The sequence below is a fragment of the Lysinibacillus sphaericus genome (assembly GCF_015844675.1).
GTDB lineage: Bacteria > Bacillota > Bacilli > Bacillales_A > Planococcaceae > Lysinibacillus > Lysinibacillus sphaericus_E.
In genome coordinates this window covers 17,350-39,437 of record NZ_LDGC01000002.1, presented here as the reverse complement: position 1 = coordinate 39,437, position 22,088 = coordinate 17,350, and the positions used below count along the sequence as shown (strand labels likewise).

Genomic DNA, 22,088 nt, shown 5'->3' with positions numbered 1-22,088 from the left:
TTGTTCATTTCTTATAATAGCATTGTACATTGAAATAATCCTTGCCCTTACTTGCCAAAAAAAGAACCTCCCTCGTATCCAAAGAAGGTCCTTTTGTTCTTATTAAATCGAGAAACGCTTCACGGCTATTTGTAAAACTTTCGATACCTTATGCAGCTCTTTAATATAATCATGGAATTGCTGCTGCGCGGTTAACTGATCAGCTGTTAAAGTAGCTACATGTTTAGTTGATGCTGCATTTGTATTCGAAAATGCTGTTAACATTGCCGCATCATCACTCACTTTTTTCGTATGGTTAGCAATTTCTTGAACGGTTGCAGATACTTCCACTATATACGGCTTCATTGTATGTATTTTTTCTAAAATTTGATCAAAGCTTGTTGCTGTATCCCCGGTAACCTGTACGCCCTTTTCAGTTGCAACTAACACTCCATCCATCATTTGCACAGCATAGCTAGAATCTAAATGAATATTTTGTACGATGGACGTAATCGTTTTTGTTGAGTGGACTGTCTGCTCCGCAAGCTTTCGTACTTCATTGGCCACAACCGCAAATCCTTTACCGTGCTCTCCTGCTCTAGCAGCCTCAATAGATGCATTTAAGGCTAAGAGGTTTGTTTGCGCTGTAATTTTTTCAATCACCTCAACCATTTGATCGATTGTAGCTGCTCTTTCTACAAGATTAAAAATAGCAGTATTCGATTTTTCAACAGCACGTTTAATAGCTTGTATTTGTGTTAAATTTGCTTGTACAATTTCCGTACCACTTTCTGCATCCCGTGCAGTTTTATGAGCAAAGTTTTCAACAACCTGTACTTTTTCTAAAATCACTTGTACACCATTTAGCACTTCCTCTAGCGATGCTGTATTGGAAGCTAATTTTTCAGTAGAAGCAGCTGTTGAATTTGAAATGGACTGCACATCCTTTGCGATTTTATGTGTCGTGTTAGACGATTGCTCGGAGGATTGCTGCAGTTTCCCAGTCATTTCTTCAACCTCATGCGCACTATTTGATACTGTGTGAAGTAGTCTTTTCACCTCTGTGGTCATTTGATTGTAAGACAATACGACTTCACCAAGCTCATCCTGTGCCACATAACTAGCATTCGCGGTGAAGTCACCCTGCTCTGCACGCTTTAATAATGACTTCAATTGACGCGTTGGTATATTCACAGCTTTTGTTGCTATAAATCCTATACAGATGACTAGCAAAACAACAAATAAACATACTCCGCCTAATAGCCAATAACCAAATTGCACATCTTTCTGATATGTCTGTTGCTGTTCCGTAGCCCTCTGAACCAAATAGTTTTGAATTTCTTCTAATAATGAATGACTTTGCTGGCTTACAGGCAAATACGACTGCGCATAAAATGATTGTTGTTCATTGTGACCCAATTGCTTATAGCGATCAATCAAGTCTACTTGCTGTGCTAGCGAGGTCTTCAATTTCTTCATCTGATGGTTCATCTTTTTATCGATTTCTACACTTTCTAAATGATTTAAAGGCTGCTCAGCATTTTTTAAAATGCTAGACATTTCTCGATAAGCCCCAGCTGAACCCACTATAAAATCTAATTGTCGTTGTGACTCCTCTAGTTCATTTAACCATCCAATCGGCACAAGTCCCTCTGTATAGCTTTCACTTGCATGCCAAGACATTTTCCGTAAATAATCAACACTAAAAATACCTAGCAATACATTCGATAGTACACAAACAATCATCAGTACAAGTAGCTTGTCCTTCAACATTATGTATCGAAAAAAACGCATCATCTATTCTCCTTCTCCAACTCTTACCAATAATAATAGTATGAAGATATAAAGCTAGTGTTTTGTTTTTGTAAAGATTTCGCGAATAGTTGTGAAATTTATCCCATTACTCCTACTATAATAGGCGCAAATCTTCCTCGAGTTAACGTGAATTTAGTCCTCATCAAATACCTTTAGGAACACGCCCATTCGATTCGAAAATTACCTCCACATTACGGTGAAGGGCCTCACTCCCCTGCAACCTTCCATTCCTACCAATCGTCGCCTATTAATAGTTGGTTTATCTTCATTCAGTAGAAAACTCTTCTTTCGAAAGGTAGTGAGTTGAATGCAGATACGTTACACCACAATGTTTTCTGTGCGAAAGCGCAGTGCAACGTAGCGACAGCAACAATGTTTTCTGTGCGAAAGCGCAGTGATAACGGAGCGACAGCAATAATGTTTTCTGTGCGAAAGCGCAGTGATAACGTAGCGACAGCAACAATGTTTTCTGTGCGAAAGCGCAGTGATAACGTAGCGACAGCAACAATGTTTTCTGTGCGAAAGCGCAGTGCAACGTAGCGACAGCAACAATTATTTTCTGTACGAAAGCGCAGTGATAACGTAGCGACAGCAACAATTACAACAAGGCGAAGTTGATCAAAAAAGGGGGTGTTTGAATGTTACAGTTCAATAAGTTAGATAAAAATTTAGTCATTAGTTTGTCATTGCTCGGTATTATTAGTTGTCTCTTTGTCCATTCCAGTAGCACGGTGTTTGAGCAGTATACAAGCTCGTTCATTATAAAGCAGCTTTTTTATTACCTAATCGGATTTTTCATTATGTATGGAGTAGCAACGCTTGATATTGAGCAGCTAAAAAAAATAGGCTGGCCATTTTATTGGGCGATGGTCTTGTTAACCTTTGGTTTATTCATTGCCCCCGAAAGTATAGCCCGCACTATCAACGAAGCGAAACGTTGGTACCATATTCCTGTGTTAGGATCCATTCAGCCATCAGAGTTTTTAAAGTTAGCATTTTTAATCGTCGTCAGTAAGGTTATTGTTGCACATCGAGAGAAATATGTGCGCCCTACCTTTTTAACGGATATGTGGCTACTCTTAATCATCGCTGTTATCACTCTTCCACCTACGCTTGCTGTTTACAAGCAACCTGATACGGGCATGGTCATGCTTTATATGTCGATGATTGTACCGATGCTTTTCTTTTCAGGTATACAAAGAAAATTGCTAATCATTTTCACAGCTATCCCAGTATCAATTCTCAGCGTTATGGTTATTCTTTATGTAAAATTCAATAATTTTTTTACAGATAAAATTTTAAATAAATTATCAGGGCATCAAATTTCTCGCATTTATGGATGGTTGCAGCCTAATGAATATCCGGACTCATCTTTTCAAACAAGACAGGGATTTTCGGCAATTGGTTCAGGACAGTTTACCGGAAAAGGTTACATGAACAATGATGTCTATGTCGTGGAAAAGCATACAGATTTCATTTTTGCAAACATCGCTGAAGAGCTTGGGTTCGTCGGAGGGGCATTTGTTATTGTTCTTTTATTCTTTGTTATTTACCGTATTGTTCTTATTACTGTAGAAGCAAAGGACCCATTTATGACGCTGATGGGAGCGGGTATTGCCAGTTTATTAGCTTTCCAAATTACACAAAATATCGGTATGACCATTGGACTTTTACCTGTAACAGGTATGACATTGCCGTTTTTAAGCTATGGCGGCAGTTCGCTCATCTCCAATTTCATGTTAATGGGTATTGTGATGATTATCTATAATTCATATAGCGGCTACATGTTTAAAACAACAAAAGAGTAAGGTGACGGTGTGTATGAACGATACTTTAAAAAAGAGAATCTTATTATTGTTATTCCTAACGGGGGGAGCTTTGTTCATACTCCTACTGCGCCTTGCTTTTCTTATGCTATAAGACATTCAAAAAGCTGTCTCAAAAGTTTTTACGACTTTAGAGACAGCTTTACTTTTAAATTTTATATTATGCCTGCACTTTATGAATACTATCAATCACGACTTTTATGATCGTATCGAGATCTTCTTGTACAATATTAAGTGGTGGAGATAATGTTATTACGTTATTAAAGCCTGCAACAGTTGCACCATTTTTACCTATAATAACTCCCTGCTCCTTACATGCAGCAATAATAGCATTTACTTTATCTACTGGTAAAGGTTCCTTCGACGTTTTATCTGACACCAACTCGATGCCCATTAATAAGCCTTTGCCTCGAACATCCCCAACGTTCGGATGATTACCTAATGCTTGCTGAAGTGTTTGAAGGGTAGTAGCTCCAACCTCAGTAGATCTTTCAAATAATGCTTCTTGCTGAAGAATCTCAATATTTTTTAATGCGACTGCACATGCGACTGGTGATCCACCAAATGTATTGACGTGGCGGAAATAGCCGTATGCATCTGAGCCAGTGAATGCCTCATAAATTTCTCGTTTTACCGCTGTAGCTGATAATGGTAAATAAGCACTTGTAATCCCTTTGGCCATCGTAATAATATCTGGCTTAACGTCGTAGTTCATGAATCCAAATGGCTTACCTGTTCGACCGAAGCCACAAATTACTTCATCTACAATCATTAATGCTCCATGTTTTTTACATATTTCCTCAATGCCCTTTAAGTAGTTCTCTGGAGGCATAATGACGCCCCCACCTGTAATAATCGGCTCTAAAATCATCGCGGCTATTGTTTCACTTAGCTCCCATGTCATCGTCTTATCGACAGCCTTTACGCTTGCTAAATCCTTTGGAGCAAGTGTATCACTTTCGTGTTCTCGATATTGATCTGGTGGTGCTACATGAATAAACCCAGGAGATAATGGTTCATATTTATATTTGCGTTCCGCTTGCCCTGTCGCAGCCAATGCTCCGAAAGAATTCCCGTGATAGGCACGGTAGCGAGAAACGATTTTATAGCGAGAGCTTTCTCCTTTTTGTTGATGATACTGACGTGCAATTTTAAATGCAGTTTCATTAGCCTCTGACCCACTATTAGAGAAGAAAATAACATAATCTCCACCAAGCATTTCATTGATTTTCTCTGCCAGTTCAACTGCCGGTAAATGCCCCTGCGATAAAGGAGCATAGGCGTTTTTCATCATTTGCTCATGGGCAACATCTGCTAATTCCTTGCGTCCATAGCCTACATTTACACACCATAAACCTGCCATTGCATCGATGTATTCAACGCCATCTGTATCAACGATCCTCGCACCATTTGATTTTTCCACAACATAGGTTGCTTGTGGATTATAAGGTTTCATTGAATGCCATACATATTGTTCATCTTTCTTTAAAATATCACTTTTAAGATTTACTTGAACCATATCTATACACCCCTTTATGTTATTTTCACTTAGTCCCATCGTTATTGCTTGGAAACGCAAATGAACTTGTCGTATCCTCTGTTTCATCAGGCCAGCGTTCAGAAATCGTTTTCGCTTTCGTAAAGAATCGTGCTTGGTCTGGTCCAAACATATGCCCTTCACCAAACTTAGAGCGCTTCCATCCTCCAAAATTGTGATAGCCAACTGGAATCGGAATCGGAACATTAACACCTACCATTCCTACTTCAATTTCTTCCTGGAATTTACGCGCCGCCGAACCGCTGCTCGTAAACATCGTGACACCATTCCCAAGTTCGTGGTCATTAATTAAATCAATAGCTTCTTGTAAGGATTCGACGCCTACAACAATACGCGCAGGGCCAAAAACTTCCTCTTTAAAAATAGTCATTTGTGGAGTTACGTTATTTAACAATGTCGGTCCAAGGAAAAAGCCTTTAGACGTTTCGCATATTTTCGGATTTCGGCCGTCCGTTACAAGATTAGCCCCTTCTTCAACAGCACCATCGATATATCGAAGAATGGTATCTTTTGATTGTTGCGTAATAACTGGGCCAAAATCTACCTCGCCATCTGTATATGGACCAACCTTTAATTTCAAGATTTTGTCCTTTAATATTTCTGTAAAGCGCTGCTCCGTATCTTTCCCAACGACGATTGCTCCTGAAATGGCCATACAACGCTGAGACGCCGCTCCAAATGCTGCACCTAAAAAGGCATTAGCTGTTTGCTCTAGGTTTGCATCCGGCATGACAATCATAAAGTTCTTCCCGCCACCAAATGCAGCGACACGTTTATTGTGCTTCGTCCCTGTTTGATAAATATATTCTGCAACAGGTGTGGATCCAACAAATGAAATTGCTTGTATCTCTTTACTTTCAAGCAGTTCATTAACCGCTTCTTTATCACCATTCACGACTGTCCAAATTCCATCTGGCAGTCCTGCCTCTTTCCATAACTTACTTAAATATAATGCCGAGATTGGCACACGTTCAGATGGCTTTAAAATCACTGCATTTCCTACTGCAACCGCCATACTTGTAATTGCCAGTGGCACCATAACAGGGAAATTAAATGGAGCAATTGTAGCAACAACTCCAAGTGGGGCTTTTGCAGAGAAGGCATTAATATTGCCGCCTACATTCACCGAGTATTCTCCCTTTAGCATTTGCGGGGCACTTATTGCCATATCTACGGATTCAATACCACGAACAATTTCGCCCTTTGCATCTTCTCTCGTTTTCCCACTTTCCTCACAAATGACTTCAATGAGCTCATCCTGTTTTTCTACTAATAACTGACGGAAACGATGTAAAACCTCTACCCGTTTGCCAACCGATGTCTTTTTCCATGCAGGAAATGCTGCCTTCGCTAGCTGGATAGCCTGCTTCACCTCATCTTTAGTTGCTAACGGAACTTGCGCAATGATCTCTCCTGTTGTTGGATTATACACGTCTGCGTAACGACCACTAGTACCTGCTGTTTCAACACCATTAATAAAATGTGATAATGTTTTCATTTTTTGCTGAACTGTCATAATTTCCCCACTCCTCGTTTATAGTTATTCAAAATCCAACTCTTCCTTTTGGAAAATAGAGCTAGCTTCATCTACCGGCTTAGGCGACTTTTTCTTTTGTGTAACTAAGTAGAAAATCATCACTACTGCCACTACAATGCATGTAAATAAAATTTGCGAACGCATCGATTCAATAAAGAACATAGCGATCAGTAATGCTGTTATAACCAAAATTGTGAAATACGTTAAATATGGAAATAACCACATTTTCACTTTTAATAACTCGGGGCTCTCTTTCTCTATTTTCCGGCGCATGTTTAATTGTGAAAATGCAATGATTAAGTAAAGAATCAATGTAATTGCACTACATGAACTAAGTAAAAACATAAACACTTTATCTGGTGAAACATAGTTCATAATAACAGCAATATAAGAGAAGAATGTCGCTGTTAAAATGGCATTAACAGGGGCACCCTTTTTATTTAATTTCAAAAATGCCTTCGGGGCCTCCCCCTTCTCCGCTAAAGAAAATACCATTCGAGATGTAGCGTAAAGCGCAGAGTTTAAGCACGATAAAACCGCTGTTAAAACAACAAAATTCATGATTTGTGCAGCTGCGGGGATACCGATGTAATCCAACACTGCTACATAGGGACTTGTTAAAATATCCGAGGAATGCCAAGGTAATAATGTGACAACTACCGTTATCGACCCCACGTAGAAAATCAAAATACGCCAAGTAATTGAATTCGTAGCTTTTGTCACTGCTGCAAACGGTTCGTCCGATTCCCCTGCCGCAATGGCCACAATTTCTGTTCCCATAAAGGAGAAAATAACAATAACTACCCCCATCAAGACAGCTCCAAACCCATTCGGTAAAAAGCCACCCTCACCAATCAAATTAGCAGTACCTACTGCATTAAAATTAGGTGCGATACCAAAGATAATAAATGCCCCAAGTCCAAGAAAAGCTATAATACTCGCAACCTTAATAAGAGAGAACCAATATTCAAATTCACCAAAAGCTTTTACGGAAATGACATTTGTTAAAGTAAGTGCGACAGTTAATAAAAGACTTAGTAACCATAAAGGAATCCCATCATACCAATATTGAATGATTGCAGCTGCTGCAGTTGCCTCTAAAGCAATGGCAACAACCCAGAAAAACCAATATAGCCAACCAATCATAAAACCAGCCCACGGACCAATGGCTTCATGTGCATAATGCGCAAAAGACCCACTTGTTGGATTGACAGCTGCCATTTCTCCAAGCATTCGCATGACAAGAATAACGATAATGCCCGCAAATATATAAGATAAAATTGCGCCAGGGCCGGCAAGGTTAATTACTGAGCCACTTCCCATAAATAGACCCGCTCCGATAACCCCCGCAATCGCGATCATCGTCATATGCCTTTTCTTTAACCCTCTCTGTAAATGCGTTTGTTGCTCCATATTCAGCTCACCTCTTTTATTAGATTGGATTACCGCTTACAAAAATTTTACATGTTACATAGAAACGAAGGTATAGACAAACTGTAAAATTCTATGCATTTGTTTTAAACATAATGTAAAATAGACTAAACATTCTAAAAATATAATTTTTAAGTTAATTTCAGCAAAAGTAATACACCAATGAGAAAACTATAAAAATTTCTACGTTAAAAGGATGGAGGGTAACATGAGTCAATTTAAGCTTCAAGTGAAGGATGTATTAGAAAACACATACTTCCAAAGTGCGGAGGTCGTAGCTGGTGAGGACGGTTTATTACGAATTGTAAAGTGGGCTCATGTCATTGAAATTATACAAGTAGATAATTTTCTAGCTGGTGATGAATTAGTTTTAACAACAGGGATTAGCCTTCAGCACAGCATCGAAAACTTTATCTTTTTCGTAGAATCCTTAATCGAGAAAAATTGTGCAGCATTATGCATTGAATACGGGACTTCCATACAGACCATCCCGGAAGTGATTGTAGCTCTTGCTAACCGGCACAGCTTCCCTATCATCGTTTTTCATGACACGGTTCCTTTCGTCCGTATTACACAAGATTTACATAGTCAAATTATGAATCAACAATATTTAATGATTTCTACTTTAGAATCCTATTCTCAAACATTAAATAAAAATGCTCTATTAGGGCAAAACGCTGAAGAAATTTTACAAAATATGTATCATGAATTGAAGACACAAATTATCTTTTCTATTAAAGGTCGAGAGGCTATCTTTTTTCCAAATATGCCGCATACTAAGCGCCAGCAACTAGTTACGCTGAAGAAATCAGCACCCGTATTTAAAAATGAGCCTATCTTTATTTTTGACCAGCATTATGCAGATTTAACGCTCTATAGAGAGGATGGTCTTTTCTCAGAGTTCGAATTACTTATTTTAGATCGTACAGCTACTGCCTTGGCGCAGCTGTTAATGAGAGAGTTTTATATTGAAGAGAAAAGGGACATTGAAGATGCCTCTATTTTAGGGGATTGGATCGATCAAAAACTATCGAAAGAGGAAATTTATAAATTTATCGTTACCTATCATTCTAACTATAAGCTTTCTAGCGGAGCTGTTTTTATGTTAGCAATGCCTAATGCAGTCTCTAAAGTACAAGAGGATGTTGTCTACAGTAAGCTCTACTATCGAAACCTTTTTGAGCAAAATGGATTTATACCCTTTCTATATGAAAGAAAAAGCTATGTCATTTTTATTTTACTTCATAAGAAAGATAGTAAATCGAGTCGCGAATTATTAAATACATTAGTTTCTTCCTTGCAGAAAACCGATTTTTATAAAAAACAACTAGTTCAAGGTTATCAAGTAGCCATTGGCAAAGTCGTTGCAGACGTAGAGGAAATACCGAAGAGTTATCAAACCGCACTCGAGACATTGTATATTTGCAGTAAAGTACAAACTACATCTTATTTTTATGATGATTTACATTTGTATCACCTCATCTATAAACTACAGATGCAAGTAAATTTGCAGGAAGTGATTCATGATTATTTACAGCCCGTTATAGAATACGACAAAAAATATAATAGTAAGCTATTAGAAACGCTGCAAGTATACTTGCAAACGAACGGCTCCAAACAACAAACTGCCAACCAACTGTTCATCGTACGCCAAACGCTCTACCATCGTTTAAAAAAGCTTGAAAGTCTTTTAGGGAAAAATTTCATGAAGGGGCATAATCGGATTACGCTTGAATTTATGTTGCTCGCTAATTCTTTAATTGAGGATAAAAACTAACAGCATTGATAAGCGGTGTTGCATGAATAGCACGCTCAAAGTCACTATGAGCGTGCTATCAGATTTTAATTTTCGGTAACTACTCCACTATATAATGCTGGTCTGCGATCGTCATAAACTGGAATTCTGCCTCGTACTTCATCGACAATCGAAAAGTCTACGTCAATGACAGCTACTTCCTCGTCCTCTGCACCAACCCAAAGCACTTCGCCCCACGGTTGAATAATCATTGATTGACCATTAAAGTTTTCTACTTTTCTTGATATACGATTAACAGCGATCACGAAGCATTGATTTTCAATGGCACGTGCTTGCAGCAACGTGTTCCAATGATCGATACGTGGCGTCGGCCATTGTGCCGGTACGAACAATACTTTTGCGCCCTCTAAAGCGTGAGCACGTAGCCATTCTGGGAAGCGAATATCATAGCAAATCACCCCTGCAGCCTCGATATCACCAAGAGCAAAGCGATCCATTTCATCCCCTGCTTCTAAATATAAATGCTCGTCCATCAAACGGAAAAGATGTGCCTTGTTATATTCACCTACTAACTCACCATTGTTATCAAACGTATACATCGTGTTGTAAAATTTATCGCCCTTCTTCGTTGAAACAGAGCCTCCAACAATATGTACGCCAAGCTCTTTCGCTAAGTTTGATAAAAATGCTTTCGAACGCTCTCCACCCACATCTGCAAGCTCCGGTAATTTTTCAAGTGCATAGCCTGTATTCCACATCTCCGGTAGTACAATAATTTCTGCACCTTGTTTTGACGCTTCACGAATTTTGTCCTCTGCGCGAGCAAAATTTTCTTCTACTTTGCCAAAGCCTACGTTTAATTGAATACAACCGATTTTCATTGCTATTCCTCCTCTAGACAGTACATTTCTATATTTTATACTACATTAAAACAACCTTACTTCCATGGTTTTAGCTCAATATTTAGATTACTATTTCACCACTTAATACTTGAACTGCAGAACCCGCAATAGCAACATCTTTTATTTTAGGTGTAACGTACAATAAACCACCACGTTTTGAAAGCTGTTTGCTCACAATGCTTTCTTTTGATAATTTTGCACACCAGTAAGGTCCTAACACACCATGAGTGGAACCATTTACATGGTCTTCATCAATGCCTTGTGCTGGAGAAAAGAATCTTGAGACAATATCAATCCCCTCATCCTTAGAACGACTTGTAATACAAACACCACGTACAGGGAACTGATTCATCGCATGAAAATCAGCTTTGAAATCTTCAATATACTCTTCGTGACTTAGCTCCACTATATAATCCAATTTTGTTTTCCCGACATATATGGGTTTCAACCCAAGCCAATCTTCAAGCTCCACAGGACATTCAATCTCTTCTATCCGGTACTTTTGAATTGTTATTTCAACTAGTTCATTCACCCAAATCGCTTGCAAAGGACCGCTTAAAGTTTGGAATGTAATCGAAGAGTTGACGGGTACAATCCCTTGTTTCCAGAGTAAAAAAGCGCTAGCGATTGTTCCATGTCCACAAATCGGAATTTCCTTTGCTGGCGTAAACCATCTAAGAAAAAAATCATTCTCCTTCTTTTGGACAAAAGCTGTTGTTGGTACAGGAATCTCCTGAGCAATTTTTTGCATAGTCGACTCAGGTATTGTTGAATTAAGTAAACATACTGCCGCGGGATTTCCCTTGTAAAGCTCTGTAGTAAAAGCGTTGACGATAAAATATGAAACTTTGTTCAATTTTCCTCACCTCATATACTATTGGGCTCTAGACAATTACTAAAAAAAGTAATATGATGTGCATCATATCTTTAATAATTATTATATTCTGAAAAAGGTGGACGTGCATGGAATTCTCAAAAAAACTACAGCAACTCCCAACTCAATTTTTTGCAGCACTTGTGCAAAAGGTAAACACTGCTCTAGCTGAAGGGCGTGATGTTATTAATCTTGGTCAAGGTAATCCAGATCAACCCACTCCTCCTCACATTATTAAAGCATTACAGGAGGCAGCAGAAAATCCTCAAAATCATAAATACTCTCCATTTCGTGGCATAGCAGAATTACGCCAAGCAGCAGCAGACTTCTACAAACGTGAATACAATGTTGACATTAATCCTGAAACAGAGGTAGCTATTCTCGGTGGTACAAAAATTGGTCTTGTTGAGCTACCGTTAGCAGTTTTAAACCCCGGTGATACAATGCTGTTACCCGATCCTGGCTATCCAGATTACTTATCAGGTGCCGTATTAGGGAATGTAAATTTTGAAGTCATGCCACTTTTTGCAGAAAATCATTTCCTGCCTGATTATAATGCTTTGTCCGATGAAGTAAAAGAAAAGGCGAAGCTGCTTTACTTGAATTACCCGAATAACCCAACTGGTGGTACTGCAACACTTGAATTTTTCGAGGAAACAGTATGCTTTGCTAAAGAGCACAACATGATCGTCTCACATGATTTTGCCTACGGGGCGATTGGATTTGACGGCAATAAACCTATTAGCTTCTTGCAAGCTGACGGTGCAAAAGATGTTGGCATCGAAATGTATACATTATCCAAAACATATAACATGGCAGGCTGGCGCATTGGTTTTGCAGTTGGTAACGCTAATATTATTGCAGCCATTAACCTTATTCAAGATCATCTATTTTGTAGTCAATTCCCTGCAGTGCAACAAGCGGCGGCAGTTGCACTTACCGCTTCTCAGAGTTGCGCTGACAAGCTAAGAGCGACTTATGAGCGTCGACGAAATGTCCTAATCGAAGAAGCTCAGCGAATTGGTTGGCAAGTAACGGCACCGAGAGGCTCTTTCTTTGCATGGCTCCCTGTTCCATTAGGTTTTACGAGTGAACAATTTGCCGATTTATTGCTCGACAAGGCTGATATCGCAGTAGCTGCAGGAAATGGATTCGGTCAATATGGTGAAGGCTATGTACGGGTTGGTTTACTTGTTAGCGAAGACCGCTTACGTGAAGCGATTACCAGAATTGAAAAATTAAACTTATTTAGCTCATGAACATTTCAATCCCTCTACCCGAAAAACTGTTCCATTGGCTTAATCTTGCTATGGGAACAGTTTTTTATTTCACTATTTTTTTAGTTGCTCCACCCCTTCTTTTAGCGGATTCTTTTGCGACTAAATATTATTATAAAATGAAAAATTTTAAAAATTCAATTGACTTACTATATCCTATAATTTATATTAGTTCTATCGGATTTACAAAAAAATATTATAAATCTCTTATCACGAGTAGCTGAGGGACTGGCCCTATGAAGCTCGGCAACCTCCTTTTTTAAGGAAGGTGCTAAATCCTGCAAACGATCATCGTTTGAAAGATAAGAGAGGACGTTTTTTCATGAGCCTCTCTTAGTTTATAAGAAGGTTTTTTTTATTTTTACAAACCGATAAAACAACTTTGGAGGTATGTTTCATGAAAAAGAAAAACAAATTTTTATTAGGTTTAGCGAGTCTCACATTAGTAGCAGCATTAGTAGGCTGCGGTACTAAAGAAGATAAAGGTAGTCAAGGTAAGGCTATTAACGAAGATAAGATTGTAGTAGGTGTAACTTCTGGTCCACACGAACAAATTGCAGAGGTTGTTGCAAAAGTTGCCAAAGAAAATGGCTTAGAAGTTGAACTAAAAACTTTCTCTGATTATGTTTTACCAAATACATCGTTAGCCGAGGGTGATCTTGACGTAAACAGTTATCAACACAAGCCATTTCTCGAGACATTTAACAAAGATCACAATACAGATTTAGTGCCAGTCGGAAAAACAATTTTAAATCCTCTAGGCATATACTCTGAGAAATATAAATCATTCGATGACGTTCCTGATGGTGCAACTTTCGGATTACCGAATGATCCAACGAACGGGGCTCGTGCTCTCTTTGTCCTTCAAGATGCAGGCTATATTAAATTAAAAGACGGTGCAGACTTAACAGCATCGATTCGCGATGTCGAAGAAAATAAAAAGAATTTTAAATTCATTGAATTAGAGGCTGCACAAATCCCTAAGCAGCTTAGTGAAGTAGATGTAGCAGCTATTAATACGAACTTCGCTCTTGATGCTGGTATTAATCCTAAAAAAGATTCAATCCTTTTAGAATCTACTGACTCTCCTTATGTGAATTACATTGCAGTCCGGGCTGAAAACGAAGACGACCCAACAATCAAAAAATTCGTTGAAGCTTATCAATCTGATGAAGTACGCAAATTTATTGAAGAAGAATTCAAAGGTTCTGTTATTCCAGGCTGGTAAGTGATGATCAAGGACCTTTCATACAATCGAGAATCTGCGAAAACTAGCAGATTCTCGCTTTATAGAAGGGCTTAGAAAGGAGATATCACCGTATGATTCAATTAGAAAATATAACAAAAGAATTTAAAACTAAAAAAGGTATCGTCAAAGCAGTAGATGGTATTAACTTGCATGTTAAAAAAGGTGAAATCCATGGAGTTATTGGCTATAGCGGTGCAGGAAAAAGTACTCTTATTCGCTGTGTTAATTTATTAGAGCGACCAACAACAGGAAAAGTATTGATCGACAATATAGATATTACTTCTCTTTCTTTAAACGACCTTCGCAAAACACGTCAAAAAATCGGGATGATCTTCCAGCATTTTAATCTCTTAAAAACAGCGACTGTTTACAACAATATCGCGATACCATTAAAGCTTCTAGGCTATAATGATTCTGAAGTGAAAAACCGCGTTGCAAAATATGCAGAAATTGTTGGCCTAACAGAGAAATTAGATAGCTACCCTAGTCAGCTTTCCGGTGGGCAAAAGCAACGTGTTGCTATTGCACGTGCCCTTGCCCAAGAGCCTGAGATTTTACTTAGTGATGAAGCAACAAGTGCACTTGATCCTGAAACAACGGATGCTATTCTTGAGCTTCTCTTGAAAATTAATCGTGAGCTGGGCATTACTATTTTACTCATTACACATGAAATGAACGTTATTCAAAAAATTTGCGACGATGTATCCGTTCTTGAATCAGGGACGGTTGTGGAATACGGCTCTGCTATAGAACTATTTTCGAAACCTCAACATTTAACGACACGTAAGTTTTTAAATACCATTTCTCAACGTAATTTATCGCCTTCCCTTATCAAGCAATTAAATGTTTCAGGAAGTGTGATTCGTTTAACATTCCTTGGTGAAAGTACCGGGAAACCATTACTTGCAGAAGTGAGCAAAGTGTATGATGTACAACCAAATATTTTAACAGCCAATATCATTGAATTAAAAAACGGTATCGTCGGTAATATTGTCGTGCATCTACACGGTGAGGCGCATATCGTTGAAAAGGCACTTACGTATTTTATAGAAAACGGGGTATGCGTTGAGGAATTAGGAGGCGAATTAAATGAATAGCATTCAAAGTTTCTTTGCAGACTGGTCAGATGTTATTGGAAAATCTATTATCGAAACGTTCCAAATGGTCGGGATTTCATTATTCTTTTCTATTTTAATCGGTATCCCTTTAGGGCTTTTAATCGTTTTAACTCGCCCAGGGCAATCGTTTGAAAATAAATTTCTCTATCAATTTTTTAATTTATTTATTAATATTATTCGCTCTGTTCCGTTCATTATTTTACTATTTTTCATTTTACCGTTCACGAAGATAATCGTTGGCACAACTATTGGTGTAAAAGGTGTTATTGTGCCGCTTGTCGTTTATACAGCGCCTTATATTGCGCGACTTATGGAAACAGCACTTTTGGAAGTTGATCCAGGTGTTGTGGAAGCTTATACAGCAATGGGTATTAAACGTCGTTACATCATTTGGAATGTCTTACTACGTGAGGCTCGCCCATCCATTATTTTAGGCTTAACAATTGCCACAATCGGACTGATAGGAGCAACAGCAATGGCAGGAATGGTTGGTGCTGGTGGTTTAGGTGATCTCGCATACCGTTACGGTCATTTACGCTATGAGGTCGATGTAATGTATGCGACAGTGTTTATCTTAATCATCCTTGTTCAGATTATTCAATCAATAGGTAACCGCTTTGCTGCGAAACTAAAGAAAGATTAGTAGGAGGATTACGATGACAAAGACAACACATAGCGATCTACTGTTAAAAACTATAGCACAAGCCCCCTTCCCTATTTGCTTTACCGATTTAGAAAAGGCAGTTGCAGAAAAAATGGAAGCTGGTCCGTTTGGCTACATCCGTTCAGGTGCTGGGGGTGAGCAAACATTACGAAATAACCGAGCAGCCTTTGAAAAATACTCTATTATTCCGCGCTTTTTACATGATGTTTCAAGTATTGATACATCGATTGAGCTGTTCGGAAAAGTACATCCAACGCCGTTCTTATTTGCTCCTGTTGGCATGAATAAAATGGCGCATGACGAAGGAGAGCTTGCCGTTGCACGTGCAGCTGATCAATTAAAAATCCCTTATATTCAAAGTACTGTTTCAAGCTATGCACTTGAGGATGTGGCACATACAGCTCCCTCCGCTACTAAATGGTTTCAATTATATTGGTCAACAAATGAGGAAATTGCTTATAGTATGGCCGCTCGAGCTGAGGCTGCTGGTTTTGAGGCTATTGTTTTAACTGTAGATACAGTCATGCTTGGCTGGCGTGAAGAAGATGTTCGCAATCAATTTTCACCATTAAAGCTTGGATATGCACGAGGAAACTATATGAATGACCCTGTTTTTACTGCTTCCTTACCAGATGATTCATTTGAGTCCTATGTACAGGGCGTGTTGCAAAATGTGTTCCATCCAACATTAAATTGGGACAATGTACGTGAATTAAAACGCCGTTCAAATCTCCCCATTTTATTGAAGGGAATCTTACATCCTGAAGATGCAAAATTAGCTATAGAAAACGGCATTGACGGTATTATCGTATCAAACCATGGTGGTCGCCAATTGGATGGCGTAATTGGCTCACTTGATGCTCTTCCCAACATTGTGAAAGCTGTAAACGGACGAATTCCTGTTATTTTAGATAGCGGTGTGTATCGCGGTATGGATGCTCTTAAGGCACTTGCGTTAGGAGCAGATGCTGTTGCCATTGGTCGTCCCTTCATCTACGGACTTGCATTAGAAGGACAACAAGGAGTCGAAAAAGTAATGACGAATCTATATGACGAATTAAAAGTTTCTATCGCATTAGCGGGGGCAACATCAATAAAGGGACTACGTGATATCACATTGCTAAAAGAAGTTAAAAATGATATCGATGTTGTTTGAGTTGTTTGAGTACTATATTTCTTAGAAACAAAAACAAAAAGACCAGGATCTCAGCAATAAAGTGAGCCCTGGTCTTTTCGCGAAAGTGAATCTTACTAATCATTTTTGCTCTTAGTTTTAGATTCTATTAATTAGTACGATTAAGTTTAATAAAAGTTACAGTAATTATTAAAAAAATATTTTTTTTATTTAAAGGGTTTAAAAGTAATGCTTAAACTTATGTTTTTAAGGGCTTTTTAGTGGGGATGAGAGATTTATCTGAATCAAATTGTGTTTTATCGGAACAATTTAAAATTTACTTTAATGCTAATTAAAAAGGGCTACCTCACTATTGAGGCAGCCCAATTTTTTATTGAATAACGCCTAGTTCACGGCCGACTTTTTCATAGATTGCTAGAGCGCCGTCCAGCATTTCTTTTGTATGTGCCGCTGTAGGCATGTTCCGAACACGTCCTGTGCCTTTTGGAACCGTTGGGAATACGATTGATTTAGCGTAGACGCCTTCTTCAAATAGGCGACGTGAAAATTCCTGTGTAAGCTTTTCATCACCAATAATACATGGTGTAATTGGCGTTTCAGATTCGCCGATATTAAAGCCTAATTTAGCAAGACCCACTTTTAAATAATCGCCATTTTCCCAAAGCTTATCGTGCAGCTCTGTTGAGTCAATCAGCATTTGCACTGCCGCTGTAATCGCAGCAACATCACCTGGTGGTAATGCTGTTGAGAATAAAAATGGACGAGAACGCACTTTTAGCCAGTCAATTAAATTTTTCTTACCTGCTACATATCCGCCAACAACACCAATTGCTTTAGAAAGTGTACCAATTTGGAAGTCGATTTCTTTTTCTAAACCGAAATGCTTCACAGTACCCTTTCCTTTACCTGTTACCCCTGATCCGTGCGCATCATCTACATATGTTATTAAATCAAACTCTTTCGCAATCTCAACGATTTCTGGTAATTTTGCAATATCACCGTCCATTGAGAATACGCCATCCGTAATAACCATGACTTTATTGTATAAGCCTGATTCTGTTGCTGCCTTTGCCTTTGCACGTAAATCATCCATATCGGAGTGATTATAGGCAATAATTTTCGCACGTGATAAACGACAGCCATCGATAATCGATGCATGGTTTAATTGGTCTGAAAGAATCGCATCATTTTTATCCATAACAGCTGAAATAGCTGCCATATTACAGTTAAAACCAGATTGGTAAGAGATCGCTGCCTCTGTTCCTTTAAATTCAGCAAGCTTTTCCTCTAATTTTACATGTAAATCAAGTGTACCGTTAATCGTACGGACTGCTCCAGCCCCCACACCGTAAGTCTCAATTGTTTCTTTGGCAATACGCTTTAATTCTTCATTCGTTGCTAAGCCAAGATAGTTGTTTGAGGATAGATTAATTAGATGTTTGCCACGTACCTGAATAACGGGTCCGTTTGCTCCCTCTACTGGATCAATTTCATTGTATAAGCCTTGTTCATGTAAGTCTTGTAGGTTTTCATCTAAAAATGCATTCAATACTTTTGACAAGCGTATCATCCTTTCCTAGGAAAACTGTTTCTAGCTCCTAGTTTAGCACAAGCCTGTTAGTAGAAAAATTACTTTGTTACTCTTTCGAATAGTGGGGCAGTTTTTTCTCGCCAAAGAGATGACGATAGACAATTATCTATTAAGCGACGGACTGTATACTCCGCTTCCGCATAACGCTTCGAATAACCCATTGCATCCTGAATTGCTTCTTTATACTTTGCTCGAATATCTTCAATTTTTGCTTCTGCTTCCTGTGAAATTGCGCAATGTTTCCCTATATCGAAAATTTCATCCCCTAGTCTGCCGTCCTCAGGATCAAAGATATGAGGATCCGTACTATCAAAGATGCAGAAATTTAATTCTGGGATAAGAACCATATCAACAGAGTTTGCATCCAAGCCACACCAAATAATTTGCGCATCGAGCCCTCTCGCATTCGCTTCGTCTGCCAGACCTTTCATTAACGAAGATTTACCTGTACCCGGCTTCCCTTTGATCATCAATCTCCGAGATACATTTTTCGTTATACTATCTACTGTATTTTCGGCCCCCCTCGGTGTTAATGTGCCGAGTAAGCGATGCGTGCGCATACCTGTTTTATTTAAGACCATCGATTGGAAAACATCTGCCTTTAAATTTTCAACCTGGTCATTTAAAGCCTCCCAGTTCATACAGCTCTGTGTCACTACTTCCCAATCATCATGAATCTTTATAGCTTTAGTAAGCGCCGAAATACACTTCTCACGCCATGACTCTCTTTCCGTCATCGTATTAGCAAGCTGTTCGCCAACCTTTTCAAGCTGGATTTCTTCTAAGCAATCATAAAATGACATCACCCGATGCTTTGTGCCAAGAAAAGTCGGTTCAATCCCCCACTCCGATGACCATACAAATAATCGATTACAGCCTTGAACGTATACTGCCTCTACAACATCCTCCAGCAAAGCATGCTTAAACCACTCCACCCCAAAGCCCTGCTTCACATAAAAATACCCAAGCTCTTTAAGAAGCTCAGATCCTTTAAACGTCGGTGCACCCTGCAAAATATAAACTAGTTCTGCCTCATCCATCATTTCTTTATATAAATGTTTAACTCCTTGCCCAGTCAGTGCGTGTCCATAGTAATAGGTCACATTTCCGTTCAATTTCGATCCCCCTTTCTTATGCCTTGCATTATATGAAGGAACCTTTTAAAAAATGAAAAGCTACTTTTAATTTTTTACGAATAGGATAAAAATGGGATATCCAAGAACTTTAAGTTTGGAGGGCGATGTATGAAAAAAAAATTTGGACTGTTTTGTTTGCAATTGGTATAGCAATGATGTTAATAGGTATCCCTTATTTATTGAGCTATTCAACAAATGAATTTTTAAAGTATCCTTTATATTTAGGACTATTAGTAACGATTATATTTATCCCTGCATGTACAAAAAAACAAAATAAAAAGTAATGTTTTCGAATTAATGGATAGTGCCCGACTAGCCGAGCCGTTTATCGCTCATCTAAGTGATACTTCCGCAAATTGACAATAAAAAAACTACCCAGCATATCATTTTTGGGTAGTGGTTATTGATGCAATCTTTGCTTTTGTCACAGCGACTAAATCATCTAGCTGTACGTGGATTTGCATGCCAATTTTTCCGGCACTTACAATAATACTTCCTTGCTCTTGAGCCGACGCATCGATCACAGTCGGATAAAGCTTCTTCATGCCGACTGGTGAGCATCCGCCTCGTACATAGCCTGTATAACCAAGTAAATCCTTGACCGGGAGCATATCGATTTTTTTCTCTCCGATAACCTTCGCAGCAGCTTTTAAATCAAGCTCATCTGCTACAGGGATAACAAATACAAAAAGCTTTTGTGCACTTGCCTTTGCTACTAATGTTTTGAAAACACGAGAAACTGGGTGACCAATTTTTTCTGCAACCGATATTCCGTCAACTTGGCCGTCACCAGTCTCATATTCAATTACTTCGAACTGTATTTTTTGTTGCTCCAATAATCTTATCGCATTTGTTTTCGCATGCTTTGCCTTCGCCATGTTAAAAATCTCCTATCTGCAGCATTAGGCTATCATGGAGAACATAGGGTCATTTCCTGGTTGATAGCCATCTTTCGCCATTTGAATATGAGTGGCATATTTTTCAGAAGCGTATTTAAATGTTCGCGCCTTGTATGCCTCCGCATAACTCTTACCGAAAATTGTATCTACAAATGGATCCAATTTCAATTCCTTTGAAAAACGTTCTGGTACTTTGACGTCAATACTTTCACGTACAAAAGCAGGCTCACTGTCATCTATCTCTTGACCATTTAATTGCGCTTACATGTACTGCATTTGAGCATTTGCACTTGCCGCTACACGTAAATCCTGTGGTGATGGCTGCGGGGGTGCTAACGCCGAATTCCTCACTTGCTCTAAAATTTGTAACGTGTCCTCGGCATTTACATCCTCTACTATAGACGCTTCCCCATCTACACGCTCTAACTGGGAATAATGCATTTGCGTTTGCTCATGTGCGAACACATTTTTCGTTTGTTGCAAATCTTGAATGATTGCTTGCTGTTGAGGTGTGATCTCTTTCGCTTCCTCTTTTTGTTGCTCATAGAGTTCTTGATCTGTATGCCCTAAAAGTAAATTTTCTAGCTCAAGCAATAATGGATTTTTCTTTGGCGGAAAATACAGTGCATTTTTCCGATAGGCATCCCCTGCTTGTTTTCGCTGTAAAATCTTTTTACGATTATAGTGTGATGACAGTCTTTCTTGTTCTATTAAACTTGATAGTTTCATATGATTCACCTCGGCTTTCTTATTTAATATGCGAGTTCAATAAAAGATATGATTCTATCTTTTATTTGCTATACCCTTACACTCTAAACAGTTTCTTACATTAATTATCGGAATTTTCTTTATTAAATTCAAGAGTTAATTAATACTAAGCTCCTAAAGAAATAATTCACTTTCGATAAAACAGGTACAAAGACCTCTTCCAGCCCACAATATTATGCTCATTTAGTATTTCAATAAATTTGGATCATCACCAAAACGAGTGGTTGATTTCCGTTCCGACTGGACGCTTTGCCGCTGACGCTTCGCTTTCGCGCAGATAAAACATTTGTTGTTGCTGCCGCTTCGCTTTCGCACAGATAAAACATTTGTTGCTGCCGCTACGTTAACACTACCGCTTTCGCACAGAGCAAAGCTTCCTGGGGGCGTCCGATGAGCCGCTTCACTCGCAATGCTCGCTCCAGGGTCTCGGGCCAACAGATGTCTTTTGCGCGAAAGCGTGAGTGCAACGTAGCGGCAGCAGCACGATGTTGGTCACGAAGGCGTTATCACAGGATGTGATGCTCTTAGCCTTCGTTCCTCTATTGCTGATCCCCAAGGAGTCGCCCAGCCTCC

19 protein-coding genes and 1 riboswitch are annotated in these 22,088 nt (G+C 38.9%); of the genes, 8 read left to right on the top strand and 11 right to left on the bottom strand.

The window, feature by feature from the left end:
* Nucleotides 1-102 precede the first annotated feature (102 nt).
* Nucleotides 103-1,776 (bottom strand): methyl-accepting chemotaxis protein, encoded by a 1,674-nt coding sequence (locus ABE34_RS00180; protein ID WP_241747123.1) that lies wholly within the window; start codon nt 1,774-1,776, stop codon nt 103-105.
* Nucleotides 1,777-2,097: 321 nt separating this feature from the next.
* Between ABE34_RS00180 and ABE34_RS00175 the strand changes: the two genes are divergently transcribed.
* The gene (locus ABE34_RS00175) at nt 2,098-2,334 is read left to right on the top strand and encodes a hypothetical protein (RefSeq protein ID WP_197139566.1); all 237 of its coding nucleotides are present in this window, start codon (nt 2,098-2,100) and stop codon (nt 2,332-2,334) included.
* 98 nt (nt 2,335-2,432) lie between these two features.
* Entirely contained in the window at nt 2,433-3,602 is a 1,170-nt protein-coding gene (locus ABE34_RS00170; RefSeq protein WP_197139565.1) for an FtsW/RodA/SpoVE family cell cycle protein, read from the top strand.
* A gap of 178 nt (nt 3,603-3,780) precedes the next feature.
* Here the strand turns inward: ABE34_RS00170 and ABE34_RS00165 are convergent, their stop codons facing one another.
* From ABE34_RS00165 to ABE34_RS00155, 3 genes are read right to left on the bottom strand one after another with little or no spacing between them, the layout of a single operon-like run.
* Entirely contained in the window at nt 3,781-5,139 is a 1,359-nt protein-coding gene (locus ABE34_RS00165) for an aspartate aminotransferase family protein (RefSeq protein WP_197139564.1), read from the bottom strand.
* 25 nt (nt 5,140-5,164) lie between these two features.
* Entirely contained in the window at nt 5,165-6,694 is a 1,530-nt protein-coding gene (locus ABE34_RS00160; RefSeq protein ID WP_197139563.1) for a CoA-acylating methylmalonate-semialdehyde dehydrogenase, read from the bottom strand.
* A gap of 24 nt (nt 6,695-6,718) precedes the next feature.
* Nucleotides 6,719-8,128, bottom strand: coding sequence for an amino acid permease (locus tag ABE34_RS00155; RefSeq protein ID WP_197139562.1), 1,410 nt, complete (start codon nt 8,126-8,128; stop codon nt 6,719-6,721).
* Between the two features lie 226 nt (nt 8,129-8,354).
* Here ABE34_RS00155 and ABE34_RS00150 point away from each other — a divergent pair, with 226 nt between their 5' ends.
* Nucleotides 8,355-9,923, top strand: a complete 1,569-nt coding sequence (locus tag ABE34_RS00150) for a PucR family transcriptional regulator (RefSeq protein WP_197139560.1) — start codon at nt 8,355-8,357, stop codon at nt 9,921-9,923.
* Between the two features lie 65 nt (nt 9,924-9,988).
* On the opposite strand, the gene ABE34_RS00145 is transcribed toward ABE34_RS00150, so the two are convergent.
* The gene (locus ABE34_RS00145) at nt 9,989-10,783 is read right to left on the bottom strand and encodes a carbon-nitrogen family hydrolase (protein WP_197139558.1); all 795 of its coding nucleotides are present in this window, start codon (nt 10,781-10,783) and stop codon (nt 9,989-9,991) included.
* Between the two features lie 82 nt (nt 10,784-10,865).
* Nucleotides 10,866-11,660 carry a PhzF family phenazine biosynthesis protein gene (locus ABE34_RS00140; protein WP_197139556.1) on the bottom strand — a complete coding sequence of 265 codons (795 nt, stop codon included), beginning with the start codon at nt 11,658-11,660 and terminating at the stop codon, nt 10,866-10,868.
* Nucleotides 11,661-11,767: 107 nt separating this feature from the next.
* Between ABE34_RS00140 and ABE34_RS00135 the strand changes: the two genes are divergently transcribed.
* The 5 genes from ABE34_RS00135 (at nt 11,768) to ABE34_RS00115 (ending at nt 17,142) form a co-directional block, all read left to right on the top strand.
* Nucleotides 11,768-12,937: a pyridoxal phosphate-dependent aminotransferase gene (locus ABE34_RS00135; RefSeq protein ID WP_197139553.1), complete on the top strand. Its 1,170-nt coding sequence runs from the start codon at nt 11,768-11,770 to the stop codon at nt 12,935-12,937.
* Between the two features lie 222 nt (nt 12,938-13,159).
* Nucleotides 13,160-13,264: riboswitch (SAM riboswitch) on the top strand.
* An 88-nt stretch (nt 13,265-13,352) separates the two neighbouring features.
* On the top strand, nt 13,353-14,183 hold the full coding sequence (locus ABE34_RS00130; protein ID WP_197139551.1) for a MetQ/NlpA family ABC transporter substrate-binding protein: 831 nt from the start codon (nt 13,353-13,355) through the stop codon (nt 14,181-14,183).
* 92 nt (nt 14,184-14,275) lie between these two features.
* On the top strand, nt 14,276-15,301 hold the full coding sequence (locus ABE34_RS00125) for a methionine ABC transporter ATP-binding protein (RefSeq protein ID WP_197139549.1): 1,026 nt from the start codon (nt 14,276-14,278) through the stop codon (nt 15,299-15,301).
* Complete coding sequence (locus ABE34_RS00120) at nt 15,294-15,965, top strand: methionine ABC transporter permease (RefSeq protein WP_197139547.1); 672 nt, start codon at nt 15,294-15,296, stop codon at nt 15,963-15,965. The genes ABE34_RS00125 and ABE34_RS00120 overlap by 8 nt, the downstream gene beginning before the upstream one ends.
* Nucleotides 15,966-15,978: 13 nt before the next feature.
* Nucleotides 15,979-17,142, top strand: a complete 1,164-nt coding sequence (locus ABE34_RS00115) for an alpha-hydroxy acid oxidase (RefSeq protein ID WP_197139545.1) — start codon at nt 15,979-15,981, stop codon at nt 17,140-17,142.
* 349 nt (nt 17,143-17,491) lie between these two features.
* Here ABE34_RS00115 and ABE34_RS00110 read toward each other — a convergent pair whose 3' ends face one another.
* From ABE34_RS00110 to ABE34_RS24855, 5 genes are all read right to left on the bottom strand, one after another.
* On the bottom strand, nt 17,492-18,691 hold the full coding sequence (locus ABE34_RS00110) for a glycine C-acetyltransferase (protein WP_197139544.1): 1,200 nt from the start codon (nt 18,689-18,691) through the stop codon (nt 17,492-17,494).
* A 59-nt stretch (nt 18,692-18,750) separates the two neighbouring features.
* Nucleotides 18,751-19,827, bottom strand: a complete 1,077-nt coding sequence (locus tag ABE34_RS00105; RefSeq protein ID WP_197139543.1) for a nucleotide kinase — start codon at nt 19,825-19,827, stop codon at nt 18,751-18,753.
* Nucleotides 19,828-20,231: 404 nt separating this feature from the next.
* A complete protein-coding gene (ybaK, locus tag ABE34_RS00100; protein ID WP_197139542.1) occupies nt 20,232-20,726 on the bottom strand; it encodes a Cys-tRNA(Pro) deacylase in 495 nt (164 codons plus the stop codon).
* Between the two features lie 24 nt (nt 20,727-20,750).
* Nucleotides 20,751-20,909 carry a hypothetical protein gene (locus ABE34_RS24860; RefSeq protein ID WP_241747122.1) on the bottom strand — a complete coding sequence of 53 codons (159 nt, stop codon included), beginning with the start codon at nt 20,907-20,909 and terminating at the stop codon, nt 20,751-20,753.
* Between the two features lie 99 nt (nt 20,910-21,008).
* Nucleotides 21,009-21,476: a hypothetical protein gene (locus ABE34_RS24855; protein WP_241747121.1), complete on the bottom strand. Its 468-nt coding sequence runs from the start codon at nt 21,474-21,476 to the stop codon at nt 21,009-21,011.
* Between the last annotated feature and the right edge of the window lie 612 nt (nt 21,477-22,088).

Excerpts from the sequence above, each read along its gene's own strand:
- ABE34_RS00180 (WP_241747123.1), bottom strand. The coding sequence starts at position 1,776 with ATGATGCGTTTTTTTCGATACATAATGTTGAAGGACAAGCTACTTGTA.
- ABE34_RS00170 (WP_197139565.1), top strand. The coding sequence starts at position 2,433 with ATGTTACAGTTCAATAAGTTAGATAAAAATTTAGTCATTAGTTTGTCA.
- ABE34_RS00165 (WP_197139564.1), bottom strand. The coding sequence starts at position 5,139 with ATGGTTCAAGTAAATCTTAAAAGTGATATTTTAAAGAAAGATGAACAA.
- ABE34_RS00160 (WP_197139563.1), bottom strand. The coding sequence starts at position 6,694 with ATGACAGTTCAGCAAAAAATGAAAACATTATCACATTTTATTAATGGT.
- ABE34_RS00155 (WP_197139562.1), bottom strand. The coding sequence starts at position 8,128 with ATGGAGCAACAAACGCATTTACAGAGAGGGTTAAAGAAAAGGCATATG.
- ABE34_RS00150 (WP_197139560.1), top strand. The coding sequence starts at position 8,355 with ATGAGTCAATTTAAGCTTCAAGTGAAGGATGTATTAGAAAACACATAC.
- ABE34_RS00145 (WP_197139558.1), bottom strand. The coding sequence starts at position 10,783 with ATGAAAATCGGTTGTATTCAATTAAACGTAGGCTTTGGCAAAGTAGAA.
- ABE34_RS00135 (WP_197139553.1), top strand. The coding sequence starts at position 11,768 with ATGGAATTCTCAAAAAAACTACAGCAACTCCCAACTCAATTTTTTGCA.
- ABE34_RS00130 (WP_197139551.1), top strand. The coding sequence starts at position 13,353 with ATGAAAAAGAAAAACAAATTTTTATTAGGTTTAGCGAGTCTCACATTA.
- ABE34_RS00125 (WP_197139549.1), top strand. The coding sequence starts at position 14,276 with ATGATTCAATTAGAAAATATAACAAAAGAATTTAAAACTAAAAAAGGT.
- ABE34_RS00120 (WP_197139547.1), top strand. The coding sequence starts at position 15,294 with ATGAATAGCATTCAAAGTTTCTTTGCAGACTGGTCAGATGTTATTGGA.
- ABE34_RS00115 (WP_197139545.1), top strand. The coding sequence starts at position 15,979 with ATGACAAAGACAACACATAGCGATCTACTGTTAAAAACTATAGCACAA.
- ABE34_RS00110 (WP_197139544.1), bottom strand. The coding sequence starts at position 18,691 with ATGATACGCTTGTCAAAAGTATTGAATGCATTTTTAGATGAAAACCTA.
- ybaK (WP_197139542.1), bottom strand. The coding sequence starts at position 20,726 with ATGGCGAAGGCAAAGCATGCGAAAACAAATGCGATAAGATTATTGGAG.
- ABE34_RS24855 (WP_241747121.1), bottom strand. The coding sequence starts at position 21,476 with ATGAAACTATCAAGTTTAATAGAACAAGAAAGACTGTCATCACACTAT.